Origin of the sequence: Brachybacterium vulturis, assembly GCF_043641765.1 — a bacterium.
GTDB classification, from domain to species: domain Bacteria; phylum Actinomycetota; class Actinomycetes; order Actinomycetales; family Dermabacteraceae; genus Brachybacterium; species Brachybacterium vulturis_A.
Genome location: NZ_JBHZRO010000009.1, coordinates 118,605 through 135,850, shown reverse-complemented (window position 1 = coordinate 135,850; position 17,246 = coordinate 118,605). Strand labels below are relative to the sequence as shown.

Sequence of the window (17,246 nt, the reverse complement as noted above, 5' to 3'; positions counted from 1 at the left end):
ATCACAGAGCATGTTTCTGAACTGTAGGGCACTCGGCAGCGCATCTTCGCGCTCGTCACGGCTCCATGACCGAATTGTTATCCATCGGTAGCCTGTCGCCCCAGTGCGTGGCCGTGAGGGACACTACATCACATGGTGGAAAGACATGGAGTTCTCGGCAGGACTGTGCTTAGCACATCGGATGCCGGAGCGGCCGTCCCCGGGAGGGCCGCTCCCGAGGCACGGGACGGAACCGGTCAGCGGCCCGATATCCGCGCCTGTGCGGTCCAGCCGGCGCCCGCCGCAGTCCCGCAGGAGCGCTACCTCCGCCAGATGCGGCTGCCCGAGCTGGGTGCTCTCGGCCAGCGCCGACTGGCGGGCTCCCGCATCGCGGTGATCGGAGCGGGCGGGCTCGGTGCGCCGGTGCTCACCTACCTGGTCGCCGCCGGCATCGGCGAGATCACCCTGTTCGATCCGGACACGGTGGACCCCACCAACCTCCACCGCCAGGTGCTGTTCACCGGCGAGGACCTGGGGCGCTCCAAGGCGGTGGCCGCCGTGGAGCACCTGCGCGCGCTGAACCCCGAGGTGACGGTGCGCGCGGTGGTCGACGCGGTCACCCCTGAGAACGCCCTCGAGCAGCTCGCCGGGCACCATCTGGTGCTCGATGGCACCGACAACTTCCCCACCCGGTACCTGGCCTCCGATGCCTGCGAGCTGCTGGACATCCCCCTGGTGTGGGGCTCCATCCTCGGCTTCGCCGGGCAGGTGAGCGTGTTCTGGGGAGCCGGCGGCCGCGGCGTGACCTACCGCGACGTGCATCCGGTGCCGCCGCGCCCCGGGGAGGTGCCCAGCTGCTCCGAGGCCGGAGTGCTGGGGATGCTGTGCGGAGTGATCGGCGCGAGCATGGCCATGGAGGCGGTGAAGGTCCTGGCAGGCCTCGGTGAGGTCCTGTTCGGGCGGCTGGCCCTCTATGACGCACTGCGCGCCCGCTGGGACGAACTGCCGCTGGCGCGGGGCCCGGGACGCCGCCCCGTGGAGAGGATCGAGGACGTGATGGCCACCTGCGGACTGCCCGGGCCGACCGGACCGGCCCTCGACGAGGTGACCGTCGCCGAACTGCCCTCTCTGCTCGCACAGGGCGTGCGGGTGATCGACATCCGTGAGGATCACGAACTGGAGCGAGGGATGGTCCGCGGCGCGGAGCACCTGCCGATGGGGGCGGTGCTCGCGCGGGCCGGGGCAGCCGGCGGACAGGGCTCACGGGCCGACGAGCAGGCCGGCACGGCCGAGGAGCCCGGAGACGATGCCGCACCGTCGGAGCCCCCGCATCGTCTCGAGGGGGCCGTGCTCTACTGCGCGGCCGGCTCCCGCTCGGGCAGCGTGCAGCGCAACCTGGCCGCCCGGGGGATCCGGGTGCGCTCGCTGCGCGGCGGCTTCGGTGCCGTGGACGGCACGGAGCTCGCAGTGGCGCCGCCGCGCTGAACGGCGCGGAGTATCTGCCGGTGGGGCCGGGCGGCCCTGCCGGCAGGCTCCGCGGGAGCGATGGCGCTCAGCCGCCCGCGAAGGGCGGCAGCACGTCCAGGCGGTCGCCCTCGGAGAGTTGCTGCTCGCGGACCGAGCAGGCCACGGCGTTCAACAGGAAGCTCGAGCGGCCGATCACCCGTGCCGCCGCGTCGGAGGCCCCGGCCTGCAGCGCGTCGATCGCCTCCCCGAGCGTGCTCGCCTGCAGCGAGACCGCGTCGGCCCCGTACTCGGCGGCGGCTCCCGCGAACAGGCGCACGGCGATGTGCGGTGCGGCGGGGGAGGCAGGTGCTCCCGTGCCGGTGGTGCTCGTCCCCGCCTCGGTCGTCCTGGCGAGGTCCGTCCGGTCGATGTCGGTCATCTCGTCCTCTCTCAGCCGCCGATCGCGCTCATGGGGCGCTCCGGCTGCACGAAGTCCTCACGGTCCATCCCGTGGCCGGCCTTCTTCCCCCACTGGGCGGCACGCCAGATCTCGGCGATGGCCTCGTCGTCGGCGCCGGAGCGCAGCGCACCGCGCAGGTCCGTCTCCTCGCGGGAGAACAGGCAGGTGCGCACCCGGCCCTCTGCCGTCAGGCGGGTACGGCGGCAGTCGGCGCAGAAGGGGCGGGTGACCGAGGCGATGATGCCCACCCGACCGCGATGGCGGCCGGTGGCACGGTCGGCGACCTCGAACAGCTCGGCGGGTGCGCCGTCGCGGGCCTCCGCCACCGGGGAGAGGGCGAAGCGGCCCGCGAGCATCGCCTGGACGTCGCCGGCGGTGATCATCGCGCTGCGGTCCCAGATGTGGTCGGCATCCAGGGGCATCTGCTCGATCACGCGCAGCTGCAGCTCACGGTCCAGGCACCAGTCCAGCAGGTCCGGCAGCTCGTGATCGTTGACCCCGGGCAGCAGGACGGCGTTGATCTTGATCGGCGACAGCCCGGCCTCGCGCGCGCCGTCGATACCGGCCAGCACCCGATGCAGCAGCGGGCGCCGGCTGAGGCGTTCGAAGGTCTCCGAGACCACCGAGTCCAGGGAGACATTGATCCGGTCCAGGCCCGCTGCGCGCAGTGGTGCCGCGCGATGGTCGAGGCCGATCGCGTTCGTGGTCAGCGAGATGTCCGGGCGCTGCTCGAGCGCGGCGACCCCGGCGATGATCTCCTCGAGATCGGGGCGGGTCAGCGGCTCGCCGCCGGTGAAGCGGACCTGCTCTATGCCCAGACGCTCCACGCCGATGCGCACCAGGCGCACCACCTCCTCGACGCTCAGCAGCTGCTCCTTCTTCAGGAAGGTCATCCCCGAGGCGGGCATGCAGTAGGTGCAGCGCAGGTTGCAGAAGTCGGTGAGCGAGAGCCTCAGGTCGCTCGCCTCCCGACCGAAGCGGTCCGCGAGCGCGGGGGTGTCCGGGCGGTCGGAGGTATCGGGGAGGGACGTGGCCGTCTCGTCGGTCCGGCGCGGCGTCGGCATCCCCAGCGAGATGCGGCGCGAAGTCATCTGCTCACCTTCTTCCGCTGCGGCCCGGCCGGACCGCGATCGGTTCCCAGCATACGGGGCAGGGCCGGGCGGGGGCGGGGACCGCGGGTCCTTGCCCGGCGCGCCATACTGGGAGGGCGCCGATGCCCTCAGCTCCCGGCGCGCAGACCAGCCCAGCCCGGCAACAGGAGTGAGCACACGATGACCGGTGACCAGCGGATCCCCCTGGCCGATCACGTGGCGGACGCGGTCGCCCTGCTGGGAGCCGTGCGCAGGACCGTGATGATCCCGCTCGACGGGAGGGCGGTCGGCCGGGTCGCGGTCACCGAGCAGCGCGCCCGCGTCGACGTGCCCGGCCACGACAACTCGCAGATGGACGGCTTCGCACTCTCCGCCGCCGACCTCGGCGCCGGCGGCGAGAGCGTGACCCTGCCGCTGGGTCCGATGATCGCCGCCGGCGACGCCCCCGGCGGCCTGGAGCCCGGCACCGCCCGGCCGATCATGACCGGGGCACCGATCCCCGCCGGCGCGGAGCTGGTGATCCCGGTCGAGGAGAGCGGCCCGGGTCGCTTCACGCCCTCGGCGCTGGCGGAGGCCGCTGTCGCGCTCACCCCCACGGCCGTCGAGCCCGGACGCTTCGTGCGTCGCCGCGGCTCGGACACCCGTCGCGGCGACACCGTGCTGCGCGAGGATCGCCTGCTGACCCCGCCACGGATCGCGCACCTCGCCGCCAGCGGGATCGGTGAGGTGGAGGTGCGGGCACCGGTGCGGACGATCGTGCTGTCCACCGGTTCCGAGGTCCGCGCCGCCGGTCAGAGCGCCCCCGGCCCCGGCGCTCTGTTCGATGCCAACGGTCCGGGACTCGCCGCCGCGCTCGCCGAGGCCGGCGCCGAGGTGGTGCACACCGGCGCCGTGCCCGACGATGCCGCGGCGCTGCTGGCGCACCTGCGCGCGCAGATCCTCGCCCACGACGCCGACCTCGTCGTCACCAGCGGCGGTGTGAGCATGGGAGCGGTCGAGGTGATCCGCCACGCGGCCGAGCACGAGGGCGTCGGCCTCGCCTTCCCGACGATCGCGATGCAGCCCGGCGGCCCGCAGGGCATCGGCACCCTCGAGCTCGCCGGACGCCGCGTGCCCTGGCTGGCCTTCCCCGGCAACCCCGTCTCCGCGCTGCTCAGCTGCGAGCTGATCGCCCGGCCCGCCCTCGGCGCCCCGTCCCGCCGGCGGCTGCGACTGCCGCTCCGGCTCGAGGCCGAGGAGCCCTCGCCGCCCGCGCTGGACCAGTACCGTCGGGCCCGGGTGCTCCCCTCGGGACGGGTGCGCCTGGTGGGCGGGGCCTCCTCGCACCTGCTGGGCGGATACGCCGCCGCCGACGCCCTGGTGCTGGTGCCCCGCGGCACCGCCGTGGTGCACGACGGCGACGAGCTCGAGACCCTGCTGATCCCCGGAGGAGAGACATGAACGATCTGTCCCACGTGCGGGCCGACGGCTCCGCCCATATGGTCGATGTGACCGACAAGGCCGTCACCTCCCGCGAGGCGAGCGCCCGCGCGGTGCTGCGCACCCGGCCCGACGTCGTCGGCCGCATCGCCGGCGGCGACCTGCCCAAGGGAGAGGCCCTGGCCACCGCCCGGATCGCGGGGATCATGGGCGCCAAGCGCACCCCCGAGCTGATCCCGCTGTGCCATCCGCTGCCGCTGTCCGGCGTGGAGCTGGACCTGGTGCCCCGCGAGGACCGCGTGGAGATCACCGCGCGGGTGCGCACCACGGGCGTCACCGGCGTCGAGATGGAAGCGCTGACCGCCGCGACCGTCGCCGCGCTGACCGTGTACGACATGATCAAGGCGGTGGATCATCTGGCCACCATCGAGGGCGTGCAGGTGCTGACGAAGTCCGGCGGGCGCAGCGGGGACTGGACCCGCGCCGACGCCGAGGCGCGCGCACCGGAGGCCGCCCCCGTCAGCACGGAGGCAGGGGAGGAGCGAGGATGAAGCACATCCCGGCCCGACGCACCGACGCGGACTGCGCAGTGCGCGAGGACCCGGCGGAGATCCCGGCCCTGCGCGGCACCGCCCGGGTCGTCATCGCCTCCACCCGCGCCGCCGACGGCAGCTACGAGGACCGCACCGGGCCGCACCTGGTGCAGTGGCTGCGGGCGCGCGGCCTCGACGCCGTCGACAAGCAGGTGGTCAGCGACGGCCCCGAGGTCGGGCAGGCCCTCGCCGCCGCCATCGAAGACGGCATCGACATCATCGTCACCTCGGGAGGCACCGGGATCAGCCCCACCGATGTCACCCCGGAGCAGACCGCGCCCCTGATCGAGCGGGAGATGCCCGGGATCCTCGAGGAGGTGCGCCGGCGCGGAGCGCAGAAGATCGCGACCGCCCTGCTCAGCCGCGGCCTCGCCGGGATGGCAGGGCGCAGCTTCGTGGTCAACCTGCCCGGCTCCCGCGGCGGGGTGGAGGACGGCATCTCGGTGCTCGACCCGCTCCTGGACCATCTGCTGGAGCAGCGGGACGGAGGAGACCACGCATGAACGGCAGCGAAGCCACCACGGCCGGAGCGAACGGCCCGGGGCAGGCGCACCCGGACCCGACCCGCGGCGCCACCCCCTTCGGGGCCGACGGCGAGGACCTGCGCATCGCGGGGGACCCCACGCTGGGCGGGACCGCCCAGCGGGTCCGGTGCGCCGAGATCAGCCAGCACCCGCTCGGCGTGGAGCGGATGATCGCCGCGGTCACCGATCCCCGCTGCGGCGCGGTGGTCACCTTCGACGGCGTGGTGCGCGACCACGACGGCGGGCGCGGCGTGGACCGGTTGGAGTACTCCGCGCACCCCAGCGCGGGGGAGATCATCGACGCGGTGGCCCGAGAGATCGCCGACCGCTATCCGGACACGCTGGTCGCCGTCGCCCACCGCCACGGCCCGCTGGTGATCGGGGACTCGGCCCTGGTGTGCGCCGTCGCCGCCCCGCACCGCAAACAGGCCTTCGCCGCCTGCGACGACCTGGTGGACACCGTCAAGCAGCAGGTCCCGATCTGGAAGCACCAGATCTTCGACGACGGCGGGACCGAATGGGTGGGGGCCCTGGGCTGATGCGCATCCTCCACCTCAGCGACACCCACCTGTACGGCGACCCTGCCGCCCGCCACTACGGCCGCATCGACACCGCGGCGGCTCTCCGCGGCGTGCTGTCGAGGCTCCAGGGGCTCCGCGACATCGATGCCGTGGTCCACACCGGGGACGCCTCCGAGGACGGCACGATCGAGAGCTACCGCCGGCTGCACGAGATCCTCGATCCCTTCGCCGCTGCCTGTGGCGCGCCGCTGGCCGTGGTGATGGGCAACCACGACGTCTCCTCGGTCTACGGGGAGGGCATCGCCCCCGGGCAGCGCGTGGCCGAGCGGCAGGACCGGGTGGTCCCGCTGGCAGGAGGCGGTCGGCTGGTGCTGCTGGACACCAGCGTGCCGCGCGCGGGGTACGGGCATCTGGAGGCGGAGCAGCGGGACTGGCTCGCCGCGGTGCTGGCCGACCCCGCGCCGGCCGGGACGGTGCTCGCGCTCCACCATCCTCCGCTGGTCGCTGCGACGCCGTTGCAGCGCGCCCTGGATCTCGACGGGCTCGCAGAGCTCGGCGCGGTCCTGACGGGCACGGATGTGCGGATCGTGCTGGCCGGGCACTACCACCATGCGATGACCGGGTCGATCGCCGGGATCCCGGTCCACGTCGCCCCGGGCATCGCCAATGTCGTCGACCCGCTCACGGCAGGCGTCGACGAGCAGGCCCTGGCGCTGTCCGGGGTGAGCGTGATCGACCTGGGGGAGGGGCCGCCGCAGCTGCTCAGCGCAGTGCATCCGAACCGGGGGGACACCTTCGAGGAGGCGGGGCGACCGGTGTACAGCTTCAGCCCCGAGCAGGTCGCGCGGATCGTCGCTGCGGCAGGGCGCGGAGCGGAGGACCGCTCCCGCTGAGCGGCGGGTGCGGCCCCGGACAGGCGAAAGCCCCTGCAGACGGGGTCTGCAAGGGCGTCGACGAAGGAGCTGCGGTGGTCAGCGACCTATGCCGATGGAGCTGATCCCCTGGCTGGAGCGAGCCTTGCTCAGGGCGGCGTAGTCCGCGCCGAAACGCGTGCCACCGAGGTGCTGGCGCTCGATGTCCTGACCCTGCATGCGGTCGGACATGCGCTCGAGTGCGGCGCTGAGAGTGCGGAGGAAAGTCATGATCCAGGTCCCCTTCGGTACGAAGTGCGGTGAGCGGCCGGGCTCCTGGTTCGCAGGAGCATCGACGTTCTCGATGCCTCCTTCATATCCTGAGGGCGACGGTGAAGTCACGAGTGGGCGGTCCACAAGTTGCCCGATTCACAAAAAGTGTGTGACCTGGTGCTCCTCGAGGCTCCGGGGTGCGGCGAGCGGGAGAGTGGCGGCACCTCGTCAGGTCGTGATCCAGGGAGCGATGACGCCGGGGAGCGCGGTCCCGGCGGCGGCGCCGAGACCGCGATTTAGCACTCGCCTTGCATGAGTGCCAGCGAAGGTCCTAGAGTTGCGCCGTTGGCAGTCGATGGCCGAGAGTGCCAGAGACTGCCGCACAGGGATCTACCCCGGTCGGCACCGCGACGACGATCGGGAACGGGTCCCGCCACCCAAGAACTCACGCAGAGTCACATCTCTTCATGAAGGAGTGAGCCGCATGTCGGTCTCCATCAAGCCCCTCGAGGATCGCGTCGTCGTCAAGCCGCTCGAGGCCGAGCAGACCACCGCCTCCGGCCTGGTCATCCCGGACACCGCGAAGGAGAAGCCCCAGGAGGGCGAGGTCGTCGCCGTCGGCGCCGGTCGTTTCAACGATAAGGGCGAGCGCGTCCCCATGGACGTCACCGTCGGTGACAAGGTCGTCTTCTCCAAGTACGGCGGCACCGAGCTCAAGTACGGCAACGACGAGTACCTCGTGCTCGGCGCCCGTGACATCCTCGCGATCATCGAGGCCTGAACCCTATGGCCAAGGAGATCCTGTACAACGAGGACGCCCGTCGCGCCCTCGAGCGTGGTGTCGACAAGCTCGCGAACACCGTCAAGGTGACGCTCGGCCCCAAGGGTCGCAACGTCGTCCTGGACAAGAAGTGGGGCGCCCCCACCATCACCAACGACGGCGTGACCATCGCTCGTGAGATCGAGCTCGAGGACTCCTACGAGAACCTCGGCGCGCAGCTCACGAAGGAGGTCGCGACCAAGACCAACGACGTGGCCGGCGACGGCACCACCACCGCCACCGTCCTCGCCCAGGCCATCGTGCACGAGGGCCTGCGCAACGTCACCTCCGGCGCTGCTCCGGCAGCGCTGAAGCGCGGCATCGAGAAGGCCGTGGAGGCGCTGTCCGAGAAGCTCGGCGAGATCGCCACCCCGGTCGACGCCAAGGCGCAGATCGCCTCGGTCGCCGCGGTGTCCAGCCAGGACCGCGAGATCGGCGATCTGCTCGCCGAGGCGTTCGACAAGGTCGGCAAGGACGGCGTCATCACGGTGGAGGAGTCCTCCACCACCGCGATGGAGCTGGACTTCACCGAGGGCATGCAGTTCGACAAGGGCTACATCTCCCCGCACTTCGTCACCGACGCGGACCGCCAGGAGACCGTCCTCGAGGGCGCCAACGTGCTGCTGCACCAGGGCAAGATCTCGGCCGTGGCCGACATCCTGCCGCTGCTGGAGAAGGTCGTCGAGGGCGGCAAGCCGCTGTTCATCATCGCGGAGGACGTCGACGGCGAGGCACTGTCCACGCTGGTCGTCAACAAGATCCGCGGCACCTTCAAGGGTGCTGCGGTCAAGGCTCCCGCGTTCGGTGATCGCCGCAAGGCGATGCTCCAGGACATCGCGGTGCTCACCGGCGCCCAGGTCGTCACCTCCGACCTCGGTCTGGACCTCAAGACCGTCGGCACCGAGGTGCTCGGCCAGGCCGGGCGCGTCGTCATCACCAAGGACTCCACCACCATCGTGGGTGGCGCCGGTGATGAGCAGGCAGTGGCCGATCGGGTCGCGCAGATCCGCGCCGAGATCGAGAACACCGATTCCGACTGGGATCGCGAGAAGCTCCAGGAGCGCCTCGCGAAGCTGGCCGGCGGCGTCTCCGTGATCAAGGTCGGGGCTCACACCGAGGTGGAGCTCAAGGAGAAGAAGATGCGCATCGAGGACGCGGTCTCCGCGACCCGCGCTGCCATCGAGGAGGGCATCGTGGCCGGTGGCGGAAGCGCCATCGTCCAGGCCTCCGCCGTGCTCGAGGGCGGTCTCGGGCTCGAGGGCGACGAGGCCGTGGGCGTGCGCGCCGTGGCCCGTGCGGTCGTCGAGCCGCTGCGCTGGATCGCCGAGAACGCGGGCCTCGAGGGGTACGTCGTCGTCGAGAAGGTCAAGGAGGCGCAGACCGGCACCGGTCTGAACGCCGCCACCGGCGAGTACGTCGACCTCGTCTCCGCAGGCATCATCGACCCGGTCAAGGTCACCCGCTCCGCTCTGCGGAACGCGGCCTCGATCGCCGGCATGGTGCTGACCACCGAGACCCTCGTCATCGAGAAGCAGGACGAGGACGAGGAGTGAGGTCGTGAGCCGCAGCTCGGCACGGCGCTGAGCCGGCTCGCATCGTCCGGGGCGGGCGGCATGGGGAGACCCCTGCCTCCCGCCCCGTCGTCATCCCTGCGGTGACGGCATCGATCCTGGTCGCGCTCGGCGCGCCATATCGTCCGCGCCCCGGCGCGTCACCTCGGGGCGGTCGTCCCTCGGCCTAGGATGGGCCGAGTCACATCACATCGACGGCGGGAGGAGCAGTGGTGGTCAGCACGCCCGATGCCGCCTCCCCGGCCCAGGACGGGGATCTGCCCACTCGGACCTTCGGGCCGCCCGCGTCCGTGGTGATCGGCACCCTGGTGGTGGGGGTCGTCTTCCTGGTGGTGCTCGAGTTCCTGGTGATCATCAGCTTCGTCGGTCAGAGGCTCTGGCGCGAGCCGGCGCTGATGCACGATCTGGTGTTCACCCTCCCGCTGCTCATCTGGGTGCTGATCGCGCTCGCGGTGACGGTGGTGTGCCTGCGGGTGCTCACCTCCTGGCTCCACATCGATGAGGACGGCTTCGTGCTGCGGAGCCTGTTCCGCCGCTCCCGCAGCGCCCGCTGGCAGGACGTGGGACTGGTCATCGCCGCCCGGGACATCGACCGCGGCTCCCCCGCCGCCGAGGCGCTCGACGCTCCCGAGACCGCCTACGACGGCGTGTACGTGATGGATCCCGCGGGCCGGCGGATCCTTGCCGTCTCGAGTCGGTTCTTCGGCCCGCGCGCCCAGGAGATGACGCTGCACCGGGCGCGGGAGGCCGGGGTGCGCATCGAGCACATCGACGCGATCACCCACCTCGAGCTGCGGAGGCAGGCACCGCAGGCGATGAGCTTCGTGGACCGCCACCCCAACCCGCTGCTGGTGGCGCTGGTCCTCTTCTACATCGGTCACAACGTGCTCACCTTCATCGTGTGGGGACTGTGAACCGCCGGCCCACCGGCCCCGAGGGACCGCCGCAGCGGCGGCCCGGACGCGCTGCCCGGCGGCGCACGCGACGGCGGCCGGCACCGCTGCCCCAGCGCGAGGGCCTGGACGCCGTGCGCTGGCGGGTCCCCCGGGACACCACCGCCGGACGCGGGGCGCTCGAGCTGCTGCAGGAACGCTTCCCCGCCCTCGCCGACCCCGCGGCGACGCCGCTGTCCGCACGCTTCGCCGCCGGGGAGATCGTCGATGCCGCGGGGCGCACCTGGGCCGCCGAGGACCCGGCCGTGCCGGGGGAGGAGCTGTGGTTCCATCGGGAGCTGCGCCCCGAGGAGGTCCCCGAGATCGAGCTCCCCGTTCTGCACCGGGACAAGCACCTGCTGGTGATCGACAAGCCGCATGACATCGCCACCATGCCCCGCGGCGCGCACATCCTCGCCAGCGCGCTGGTGCGGCTGCGCCGCGCCACCGGAATCCAGAGCCTGGTGCCGCTGCACCGGCTGGACCGACGCACGGCCGGGGTGCTCGCCTTCGGCATCCGCCCCGAGGAGCGCTCCGCCTACCAGCAGCTGTTCGCCCGCCGGGAGGTGGACAAGGCCTACGAGGCCGTCGTGGCCCCCGCCCCGAACTCGTCGCTGCCGCGGCACCCGGGCCAGCGGTGCCGGCTCCGGGACCGGCTGGTCACACAGCGCGGTGCGCTGACGACGCAGGTGCTGGCCGGCGAGCCGAACGCCGAGACCGAGCTCGAGGTGCTCGCGGCGGACGCCGCCGGAGTGCTGCGGATGGGACTGTGGCCGCGCACCGGCCGCACCCACCAGCTGCGTGCTCAGCTGGCTGCCCGGGGCGCCCCGATCCTGGGCGAGGACCTCTACTGGCCGCCGCAGCGGGCGCGCCCGTCCGTCGACCTCTGGCCGGAGGACCTGTCGCTCCAGCTGCTGGCGCGCCGCCTGGCCTTCGTCGACCCCGTCACCGCGCAGCGCCGCGAGTTCCGCAGCGCGCAGGAGCTGAGGACGACGTCTCGTACCCTGGGCCGGTGACCGACCCCCGCACCCCCGATGACGCCGCCCCGGCGCCTGCGCCGCGCCGCACCCGGAACGGTCAGGTGGTCGTGGGCCCCACCCTCCGGGCGCGCTACGTCCCCGCCGCGCTGATCGGACTGCCCCTGGTGGCGGCGCTGCTGAGCCCCTTCGCCGGCGCGGTGATCCAGCAGTGGCGCTCCTCCCGACTGCGCGGCGGGCACGACGGGCCGCTCGTGCAGCTCCTGGAGCCCGCAGGGGTGCAGCTGCTGCTCGGCGCTCTCGCGCTGTGGGCGCTGTTCGCCCTCTGGGCGCTGGTCCCGCTGCTGCTGACCCATCGGGTGGTGCTGCTGGACGAGCGTGCCGGGACCCTGGCGCTCCACAGCGGCCTGCGGGTCGCCGACCGGGCATCGCTGGCCCAGGTGCGGTTCGCGACCGGGGACGCCGAGCGCGGCGGCCTGGCGCTGATCGGCGTGGAGGGCGCGGCAGGGACCGACGGTGAGGAGCCTCAGCGGCAGTGGGTGGTGCCCGAGAGCGGGTGGGACGCCGCCGCCTTCGACGGGCTGCGCACACTGCAGGCCGCGGCCGGGCTGCGCCCTGCCCCGCCCCGCGCCGAGCTGGTGCGCGAGAACCGCCGGAGCCGTCGTGAGCGCAGCCATCGAGAGCTCGCCGCACGCCTCGGCATGCCCTGGCGCCAGGAGTACGCGCACGACGAGGCCGCGTTCCAGGCCGAGTTCGACCGGCTGCGCCGAGTGCTCGGCGGCAAGGAGCGCCCGCGGGACGGGGACCCCCGGACCTGAATCTCCGACCCGGAGCTGCGGAGCCCGGGCGGATGACGGCGCGGGTGGCCGGGGCCCGCTCAGAAGATGGCGCGCAGCGCCAGGACCACCACGGCGCCGATGCCGGCCGCGGCGGGGAGGGTGATGATCCAGGCCAGGAAGATCGGCCGCATCAGTTTCCAGTTCGCCGCATGGTTGACGATCCCGACACCGAGGACGGCGCCGATCAGGATGTGCGTCGAGGAGACCGGCAGCCCGAGCACGGAGGCGAGGAGCACGACCGTCGCGGCGGCCAGCTCGGCGGCGAAGCCCGAGGAGGGGTGCATCGCCGTCAGTCCGCTGCCGACGGTGTGGATCACCTTGCGCCCCACGAACCAGAGTCCGGAGATCAGGGCGACCCCGAACGCGATCAGCACGGCGGTCGGCACGGCGGCCTCGGTCCCGATCTCGCCAGTGCGCAGCACGTCGAGGACGGCCGCGAAGGGGCCGATGGCGTTGGCGATGTCGTTGGCGCCGTGGCTGAAGGCGAAGGCGCAGGCCGTGAAGACCTGCATCCAGCTGAACATGATGAAGGTCGCGCGGGAGATCGACTGCTTCTTCAGGGCGCGGGCGAACACGGTCGTGGCCATCCACACGCCCACCGCGAGCATGATCAGCAGCAGGACGCCGTTGCCGAGGGAGAGGTCCAGGCCCACATTCTTCAGCCCCTTGAACACCAGCATCGCCGCGAGCAGCACCGAAGCCCCGGCGGCGAGCGGGGGGACGCGCTTCTCGAGCGCATGGTAAGCGGCCCGGCGCTCGACCTTGCGTGCCGCCTTGCGCTCCTTCTTGGACAGGTGCGAGGCGTGCTCGGCCAGCTCGGCCCCGGGCCCGCCGGGGGTGAGATCCAGCGCAGCGGACTCGGCGAAGGCGGACTGCTGGAGCTCGGAAACGCGCTCGTACCCGGCCACATGGCGGGCGGAGTCGTCCTCGGGTCCGTCCGCCCCGTCCTCGTCGTCGTCCTCGTCGTCCTCGGCGTCGTCGAATCCGCGCGAGCCCAGGGCGATGGCCCGGGCGGCCGGCGCCAGGATGTGGCGCTTGATCGCACCGAACAGCAGGTAGGCGGTGACGCCGCCGAGCAGCGGAGAGAGGATCCAGGAGACGACGATCTGACCGATCTCGCCCCACTGGACCATCTCCAGCCCACCGGTGCCGGTGACCGCCCCGGTGGTGACGGCTGCGCCGACGATGCCGCCGATGATCGCGTGCGTGGTCGAGACGGGCCATCCCATCCGGGTGGCGAGCAGGAGCCAGACGGCAGCGCCCAGCAGGGCGGCCATCATGATGTAGGCGAAGGACAGCGGGTCGATGTGCATCGCGCCGATGTCGACGATCCCGCTGCGCACGGTCTCGGTCACGGAGCTCCCGGCGAGGACCGCCCCGGAGACCTCGAAGACGGCAGCGACCACGAGCGCCTGCTTCATCGTCAGCGTCCCCGCCCCGACGCTGGTGCCGAAGGAGTTCGCGACGTCGTTGCCGCCGATGTTGAACGCCATGAACAGTCCGAAGGCGATCGCGAGGATCAGCAGGAAGGCGTTGACATCCGTGCCGGTGTGGGTGAACGACCAGATGGCGAAGGCGACGGTGGCCGCCACCGTCATCAGCCCGGCACCGAGATGCCAGTTCCGGTCGGGGCCGAGGAAGCCCGCGGGGACGGGCGCGTCGGTGGTCGTCTGAGCGGGCGTGCCAGGCATCGTCGATTTCCCGGGGGTGAGGGGGATGAGGGCGCCCGGAGACCCGCGGGCGCTCCGGAGACCCTGCAGAGGGCCGCGGCCACTCTAGGCCGAAGAACGACGAGGGGGCGAACCTCGTCCGAACTCCGCCCGAGATCACAGCACCGCGATGCCGGATCCGCCCTCCCGATCCGGGCCCGCGGCCGTCGGCGATGCAGGAGCGGCGGATCCTGCGCCCACGCCCCGGCCGCGAGGGGTGATTCCGCCCACCACGCCCATCGACGCAGGTCACTGACCTCCGGTACCTGGCGCCCTGTGGTGGGCGAGACAGCGCGCGGGGCGCTCGCGCCGCTACCATCGATCCATGACGAGCGCGGATCCCTTCGGTTTCATCGGACTCACCTACGACGACGTGCTGCTGCTGCCGGGGGAGACCGACGTGATCCCCTCGGAGGCGGACACCACCAGTCGCCTCACCCGCGAGATCTCCCTGAGGATCCCGTTGGCGAGCGCGGCGATGGACACCGTCACCGAATCCCGGATGGCGATCGCGATGGCCCGCCACGGCGGCATCGGCATCCTCCACCGCAACCTCTCCATCGAGGACCAGGCCCATCAGGTCGACCTCGTCAAGCGCACCCAGACCGGCCGCATCACCAACCCGGTCACCATCGGCCCCGAGGCCACCCTCGAGGACTTCGACGCCATCTGCGGGCAGTTCCGCGTCTCCGGACTGCCGGTGGTCGATGCGGACCTGCGCCTGCTGGGCATCTGCACCAACCGCGACCTGCGCTTCATCCCGGTCGCCGAGTGGGCGAGCACGAAGGTCGGCGACGTGATGACCACCGAGCTGTTCACCGCTCCCGACGACGTCACCGCCGAGCAGGCCACCGCGATGCTGCGGAAGAACAAGCGCGAGCGGCTGCCCCTGGTCGACGCCGCGGGCCGCCTCACCGGGCTCATCACCGTCAAGGACTTCGTGAAGTCCGAGCAGTTCCCCGACGCCTCCAAGGACGCTCAGGGCCGCCTGCTGGTCGGGGCGGGCGTGGGCTTCTTCGGCGACTCCCTGGAGCGGGCCGGCGCGCTGCGTGAGGCCGGGGTGGATGTGCTGGTGGTCGACACCGCCAACGGCCACGCCCGCCTGGCGCTGGAGATGATCCGGACGATCAAGAACGATCCGTACTTCGCTGATGTCCAGGTGATCGGCGGCAACGTCGCCACCCGCGCCGGCGCACAGGCCCTGGTGGATGCCGGTGCAGACGCCGTCAAGGTCGGCGTCGGGCCGGGCTCCATCTGCACCACCCGTGTGGTCGCCGGCGTCGGGGTCCCCCAGGTCACCGCGATCTACGAGGCCGCCAAGGCCTGCGGCCCCGCCGGGGTGCCGCTGATCGGCGACGGCGGCCTGCAGTACTCCGGCGACATCGCCAAGGCGCTGGTCGCCGGGGCCGACACCGTCATGGTGGGTTCGCTGCTGGCCGGCACCGAGGAGTCCCCGGGCGAGGTGGTGCTGGTGGGCGGCAAGCAGTACAAGGCCTATCGCGGCATGGGCTCTCTCGGCGCGATGTCCTCCCGCGGCAAGAAGTCCTTCTCCAAGGACCGGTACTTCCAGGCGGACGTCCCCAGCGACGACAAGATCGTGCCCGAGGGCATCGAGGGCCGTGTCTCCTACAAGGGCCAGCTCGGCTCGGTCGTCCACCAGCTCACCGGCGGTCTGCACCAGTCCATGTTCTACGTCGGCGCGAACACCGTGCCCGAGCTCAAGGAGCAGGGGAAGTTCGTGCGGATCACCGCCGCCGGGCTGAAGGAGTCCCACCCCCACGACATGGCCGCGATCATGGAGGCCCCGAACTACAGCTCGCACTGAGCGGGCGACGGAGGGAGCTTCCGCGGGCTCAGCCTCCGGTGCTCGCGGCCTGCTCCGCCACCTCCGAGCCGTGCTGGTAGCCGATCAGCCACCGCACGCCGTAGCGGTCCCGGACCTGTCCGTCGGAGGCCCCCCAGGGGCGTCGCCGCAGGTCCTCGACCACCTCGCCGCCCTCGGCCAGGCCCGCGAACCAGGTGCGCAGCGTCGTCGGCTCCGCGGTGCCCAGCAGGGCCACCATGAGCCCGCGGGCGGCGAACGGCTCCTCCTCGTCACCGGTGTCGGCGACGCACAGGTCCACGGCCCCGCTGAGCTCCCCGTGGGCGATCGCGGTCCCCGGACCGTCGGTCCGCCCGAACTGGGCGAAGGTGTGCCGCTCGACGGTGCCGCCGAACACGCCGCGGTAGAACGCGAGCGCGTCCGCAGCGGTGCCGGGCAGGTGGAGGTACAGGGACGGTGCGGGCATGGGCTCTCCTACGGATCGTGCCGTCGCCCCGGGGACCGGGGCGTGGAGGTGATCATTCCTCCCCGATGGGCCTGCGTCCACATCGCCGGGTCCGCGGCACCGCCCGTCGACCCCCGCGTCTAGGCTGAGCGCATGAGCGCGAGCACCCCGTCCTGGATCGATGCCCCCCTGCTCGGTTTCGACACCGAGACCACCGGCACGAATGTCGCGAGCGACCGGATCGTCACCGTCGCCCTGGTGCACTCGGTGGGGCCGGGGCGGGAGAACGAGACCGTCGCGACCTGGCTGATCGACCCGGAGATGGACATCCCCGAGCCGGCGCAGCGGGTGCACGGGATCAGCACCGAGCACGCCCGGGCCCACGGGATGAAGGCCGCGGAGGCGCTCGACGAGGTCGCCGCGCTGATCGCCGAATCGCTCGCGAAGGACATCCCGCTGGTCGCCTTCAACATCAGCTTCGACCTCGCGATCCTGGAGAACGAGCTGACCCGTCTGGGCCTGCCCACCCTCACCCAGCGCCTCGGCCACGACATCGCCCCGGTCGTCGACGGCCTGGTGATCGATCGCGGGGTGGATCGCTACCGCAAGGGGAAGCGCACCCTCACCGACGTGCTCGCACACTTCGGGATCGAGCAGGACGGCCGCCTCCACACCGCCGACGTCGACGTCTCCGCCACCTTGGACGTGGTGCGCGCGATCGCCGCCAAGTACCCGAAGGTCGCCGCCTCCTCGCTCGAGGAGCTGCACCGGGAGCAGACCGGCTGGCACCGCCGCTGGGCCGAGGGGATGAACGAGTGGCTGACGAAGAAGGGCAAGACGCCGGACGTCAGCACCGCCTGGCCGCTCTGATCTCGACGAGCGGACTCCGGTCCGCGGCGGGGTCGGCGCTCTTCTCTCCGCAGCATCTCCGCAGCAGCCCGCGACGCGCCCTGCGCCGGGTGCGAGGACGGAGC

General features: G+C 72.2%; 18 protein-coding genes. 13 read left to right on the top strand and 5 right to left on the bottom strand.

The features are described from left to right. Positions 1 to 165 precede the first annotated feature (165 nt). Positions 166 to 1,464, top strand: coding sequence for a ThiF family adenylyltransferase (locus ACHUEU_RS09215; protein ID WP_394215636.1), 1,299 nt, complete (start codon positions 166 to 168; stop codon positions 1,462 to 1,464). Between the two features lie 67 nt (positions 1,465 to 1,531). On the opposite strand, the gene ACHUEU_RS09210 is transcribed toward ACHUEU_RS09215, so the two are convergent. Both ACHUEU_RS09210 and moaA read right to left on the bottom strand, forming a co-directional pair. Next, positions 1,532 to 1,864 (bottom strand): MoaD/ThiS family protein, encoded by a 333-nt coding sequence (locus ACHUEU_RS09210; RefSeq protein ID WP_394215635.1) that lies wholly within the window; start codon positions 1,862 to 1,864, stop codon positions 1,532 to 1,534. 11 nt (positions 1,865 to 1,875) lie between these two features. Next, positions 1,876 to 2,976, bottom strand: coding sequence for a GTP 3',8-cyclase MoaA (gene moaA, locus ACHUEU_RS09205; protein ID WP_394215634.1), 1,101 nt, complete (start codon positions 2,974 to 2,976; stop codon positions 1,876 to 1,878). 180 nt (positions 2,977 to 3,156) lie between these two features. Between moaA and ACHUEU_RS09200 the strand changes: the two genes are divergently transcribed. From ACHUEU_RS09200 to ACHUEU_RS09180, 5 genes are all read left to right on the top strand, one after another. Beyond that, a complete protein-coding gene (locus ACHUEU_RS09200; RefSeq protein WP_394215633.1) occupies positions 3,157 to 4,416 on the top strand; it encodes a molybdopterin molybdotransferase MoeA in 1,260 nt (419 codons plus the stop codon). Then, entirely contained in the window at positions 4,413 to 4,946 is a 534-nt protein-coding gene (gene moaC, locus ACHUEU_RS09195; protein WP_394215632.1) for a cyclic pyranopterin monophosphate synthase MoaC, read from the top strand. The genes ACHUEU_RS09200 and moaC overlap by 4 nt, the downstream gene beginning before the upstream one ends. Continuing rightward, on the top strand, positions 4,943 to 5,491 hold the full coding sequence (locus tag ACHUEU_RS09190; RefSeq protein ID WP_394215631.1) for a MogA/MoaB family molybdenum cofactor biosynthesis protein: 549 nt from the start codon (positions 4,943 to 4,945) through the stop codon (positions 5,489 to 5,491). The genes moaC and ACHUEU_RS09190 overlap by 4 nt, the downstream gene beginning before the upstream one ends. Positions 5,492 to 5,679: 188 nt before the next feature. After that, positions 5,680 to 6,051, top strand: coding sequence for a molybdenum cofactor biosynthesis protein MoaE (locus ACHUEU_RS09185; protein WP_394215654.1), 372 nt, complete (start codon positions 5,680 to 5,682; stop codon positions 6,049 to 6,051). Further along, positions 6,051 to 6,926, top strand: a complete 876-nt coding sequence (locus tag ACHUEU_RS09180) for a metallophosphoesterase family protein (RefSeq protein ID WP_394215630.1) — start codon at positions 6,051 to 6,053, stop codon at positions 6,924 to 6,926. The genes ACHUEU_RS09185 and ACHUEU_RS09180 overlap by 1 nt, the downstream gene beginning before the upstream one ends. 78 nt (positions 6,927 to 7,004) lie before the next feature. On the opposite strand, the gene ACHUEU_RS09175 is transcribed toward ACHUEU_RS09180, so the two are convergent. After that, positions 7,005 to 7,175, bottom strand: a complete 171-nt coding sequence (locus ACHUEU_RS09175) for a hypothetical protein (RefSeq protein ID WP_394215629.1) — start codon at positions 7,173 to 7,175, stop codon at positions 7,005 to 7,007. A gap of 466 nt (positions 7,176 to 7,641) precedes the next feature. Between ACHUEU_RS09175 and groES the strand changes: the two genes are divergently transcribed. The 5 genes from groES to ACHUEU_RS09150 all read left to right on the top strand — a co-directional run bounded on the left by groES (position 7,642) and on the right by ACHUEU_RS09150 (position 12,275). Further along, entirely contained in the window at positions 7,642 to 7,938 is a 297-nt protein-coding gene (groES, locus tag ACHUEU_RS09170) for a co-chaperone GroES (RefSeq protein ID WP_394215628.1), read from the top strand. Positions 7,939 to 7,943: 5 nt separating this feature from the next. Then, the gene (groL, locus tag ACHUEU_RS09165) at positions 7,944 to 9,530 is read left to right on the top strand and encodes a chaperonin GroEL (protein ID WP_394215627.1); all 1,587 of its coding nucleotides are present in this window, start codon (positions 7,944 to 7,946) and stop codon (positions 9,528 to 9,530) included. 230 nt (positions 9,531 to 9,760) lie between these two features. Continuing rightward, positions 9,761 to 10,462: a hypothetical protein gene (locus ACHUEU_RS09160; RefSeq protein WP_394215626.1), complete on the top strand. Its 702-nt coding sequence runs from the start codon at positions 9,761 to 9,763 to the stop codon at positions 10,460 to 10,462. Continuing rightward, positions 10,450 to 11,496, top strand: coding sequence for a pseudouridine synthase (locus tag ACHUEU_RS09155; protein ID WP_394215625.1), 1,047 nt, complete (start codon positions 10,450 to 10,452; stop codon positions 11,494 to 11,496). The genes ACHUEU_RS09160 and ACHUEU_RS09155 overlap by 13 nt, the downstream gene beginning before the upstream one ends. Beyond that, a complete protein-coding gene (locus ACHUEU_RS09150; protein WP_394215624.1) occupies positions 11,493 to 12,275 on the top strand; it encodes a hypothetical protein in 783 nt (260 codons plus the stop codon). Before ACHUEU_RS09155 ends, ACHUEU_RS09150 begins: the two co-directional genes overlap by 4 nt. Positions 12,276 to 12,334: 59 nt before the next feature. Here the strand turns inward: ACHUEU_RS09150 and ACHUEU_RS09145 are convergent, their stop codons facing one another. Continuing rightward, complete coding sequence (locus tag ACHUEU_RS09145; RefSeq protein WP_394215623.1) at positions 12,335 to 13,987, bottom strand: inorganic phosphate transporter; 1,653 nt, start codon at positions 13,985 to 13,987, stop codon at positions 12,335 to 12,337. Positions 13,988 to 14,330: 343 nt separating this feature from the next. Between ACHUEU_RS09145 and guaB the strand changes: the two genes are divergently transcribed. Further along, the gene (gene guaB / locus ACHUEU_RS09140) at positions 14,331 to 15,830 is read left to right on the top strand and encodes an IMP dehydrogenase (RefSeq protein ID WP_394215622.1); all 1,500 of its coding nucleotides are present in this window, start codon (positions 14,331 to 14,333) and stop codon (positions 15,828 to 15,830) included. A gap of 28 nt (positions 15,831 to 15,858) precedes the next feature. On the opposite strand, the gene ACHUEU_RS09135 is transcribed toward guaB, so the two are convergent. Further along, a complete protein-coding gene (locus ACHUEU_RS09135; protein ID WP_394215621.1) occupies positions 15,859 to 16,293 on the bottom strand; it encodes a VOC family protein in 435 nt (144 codons plus the stop codon). 132 nt (positions 16,294 to 16,425) lie between these two features. On the opposite strand from ACHUEU_RS09135, the gene ACHUEU_RS09130 reads away from it, so the two are divergent. Then, positions 16,426 to 17,142, top strand: coding sequence for an exonuclease domain-containing protein (locus ACHUEU_RS09130; RefSeq protein WP_394215620.1), 717 nt, complete (start codon positions 16,426 to 16,428; stop codon positions 17,140 to 17,142). Positions 17,143 to 17,246 lie beyond the last annotated feature (104 nt).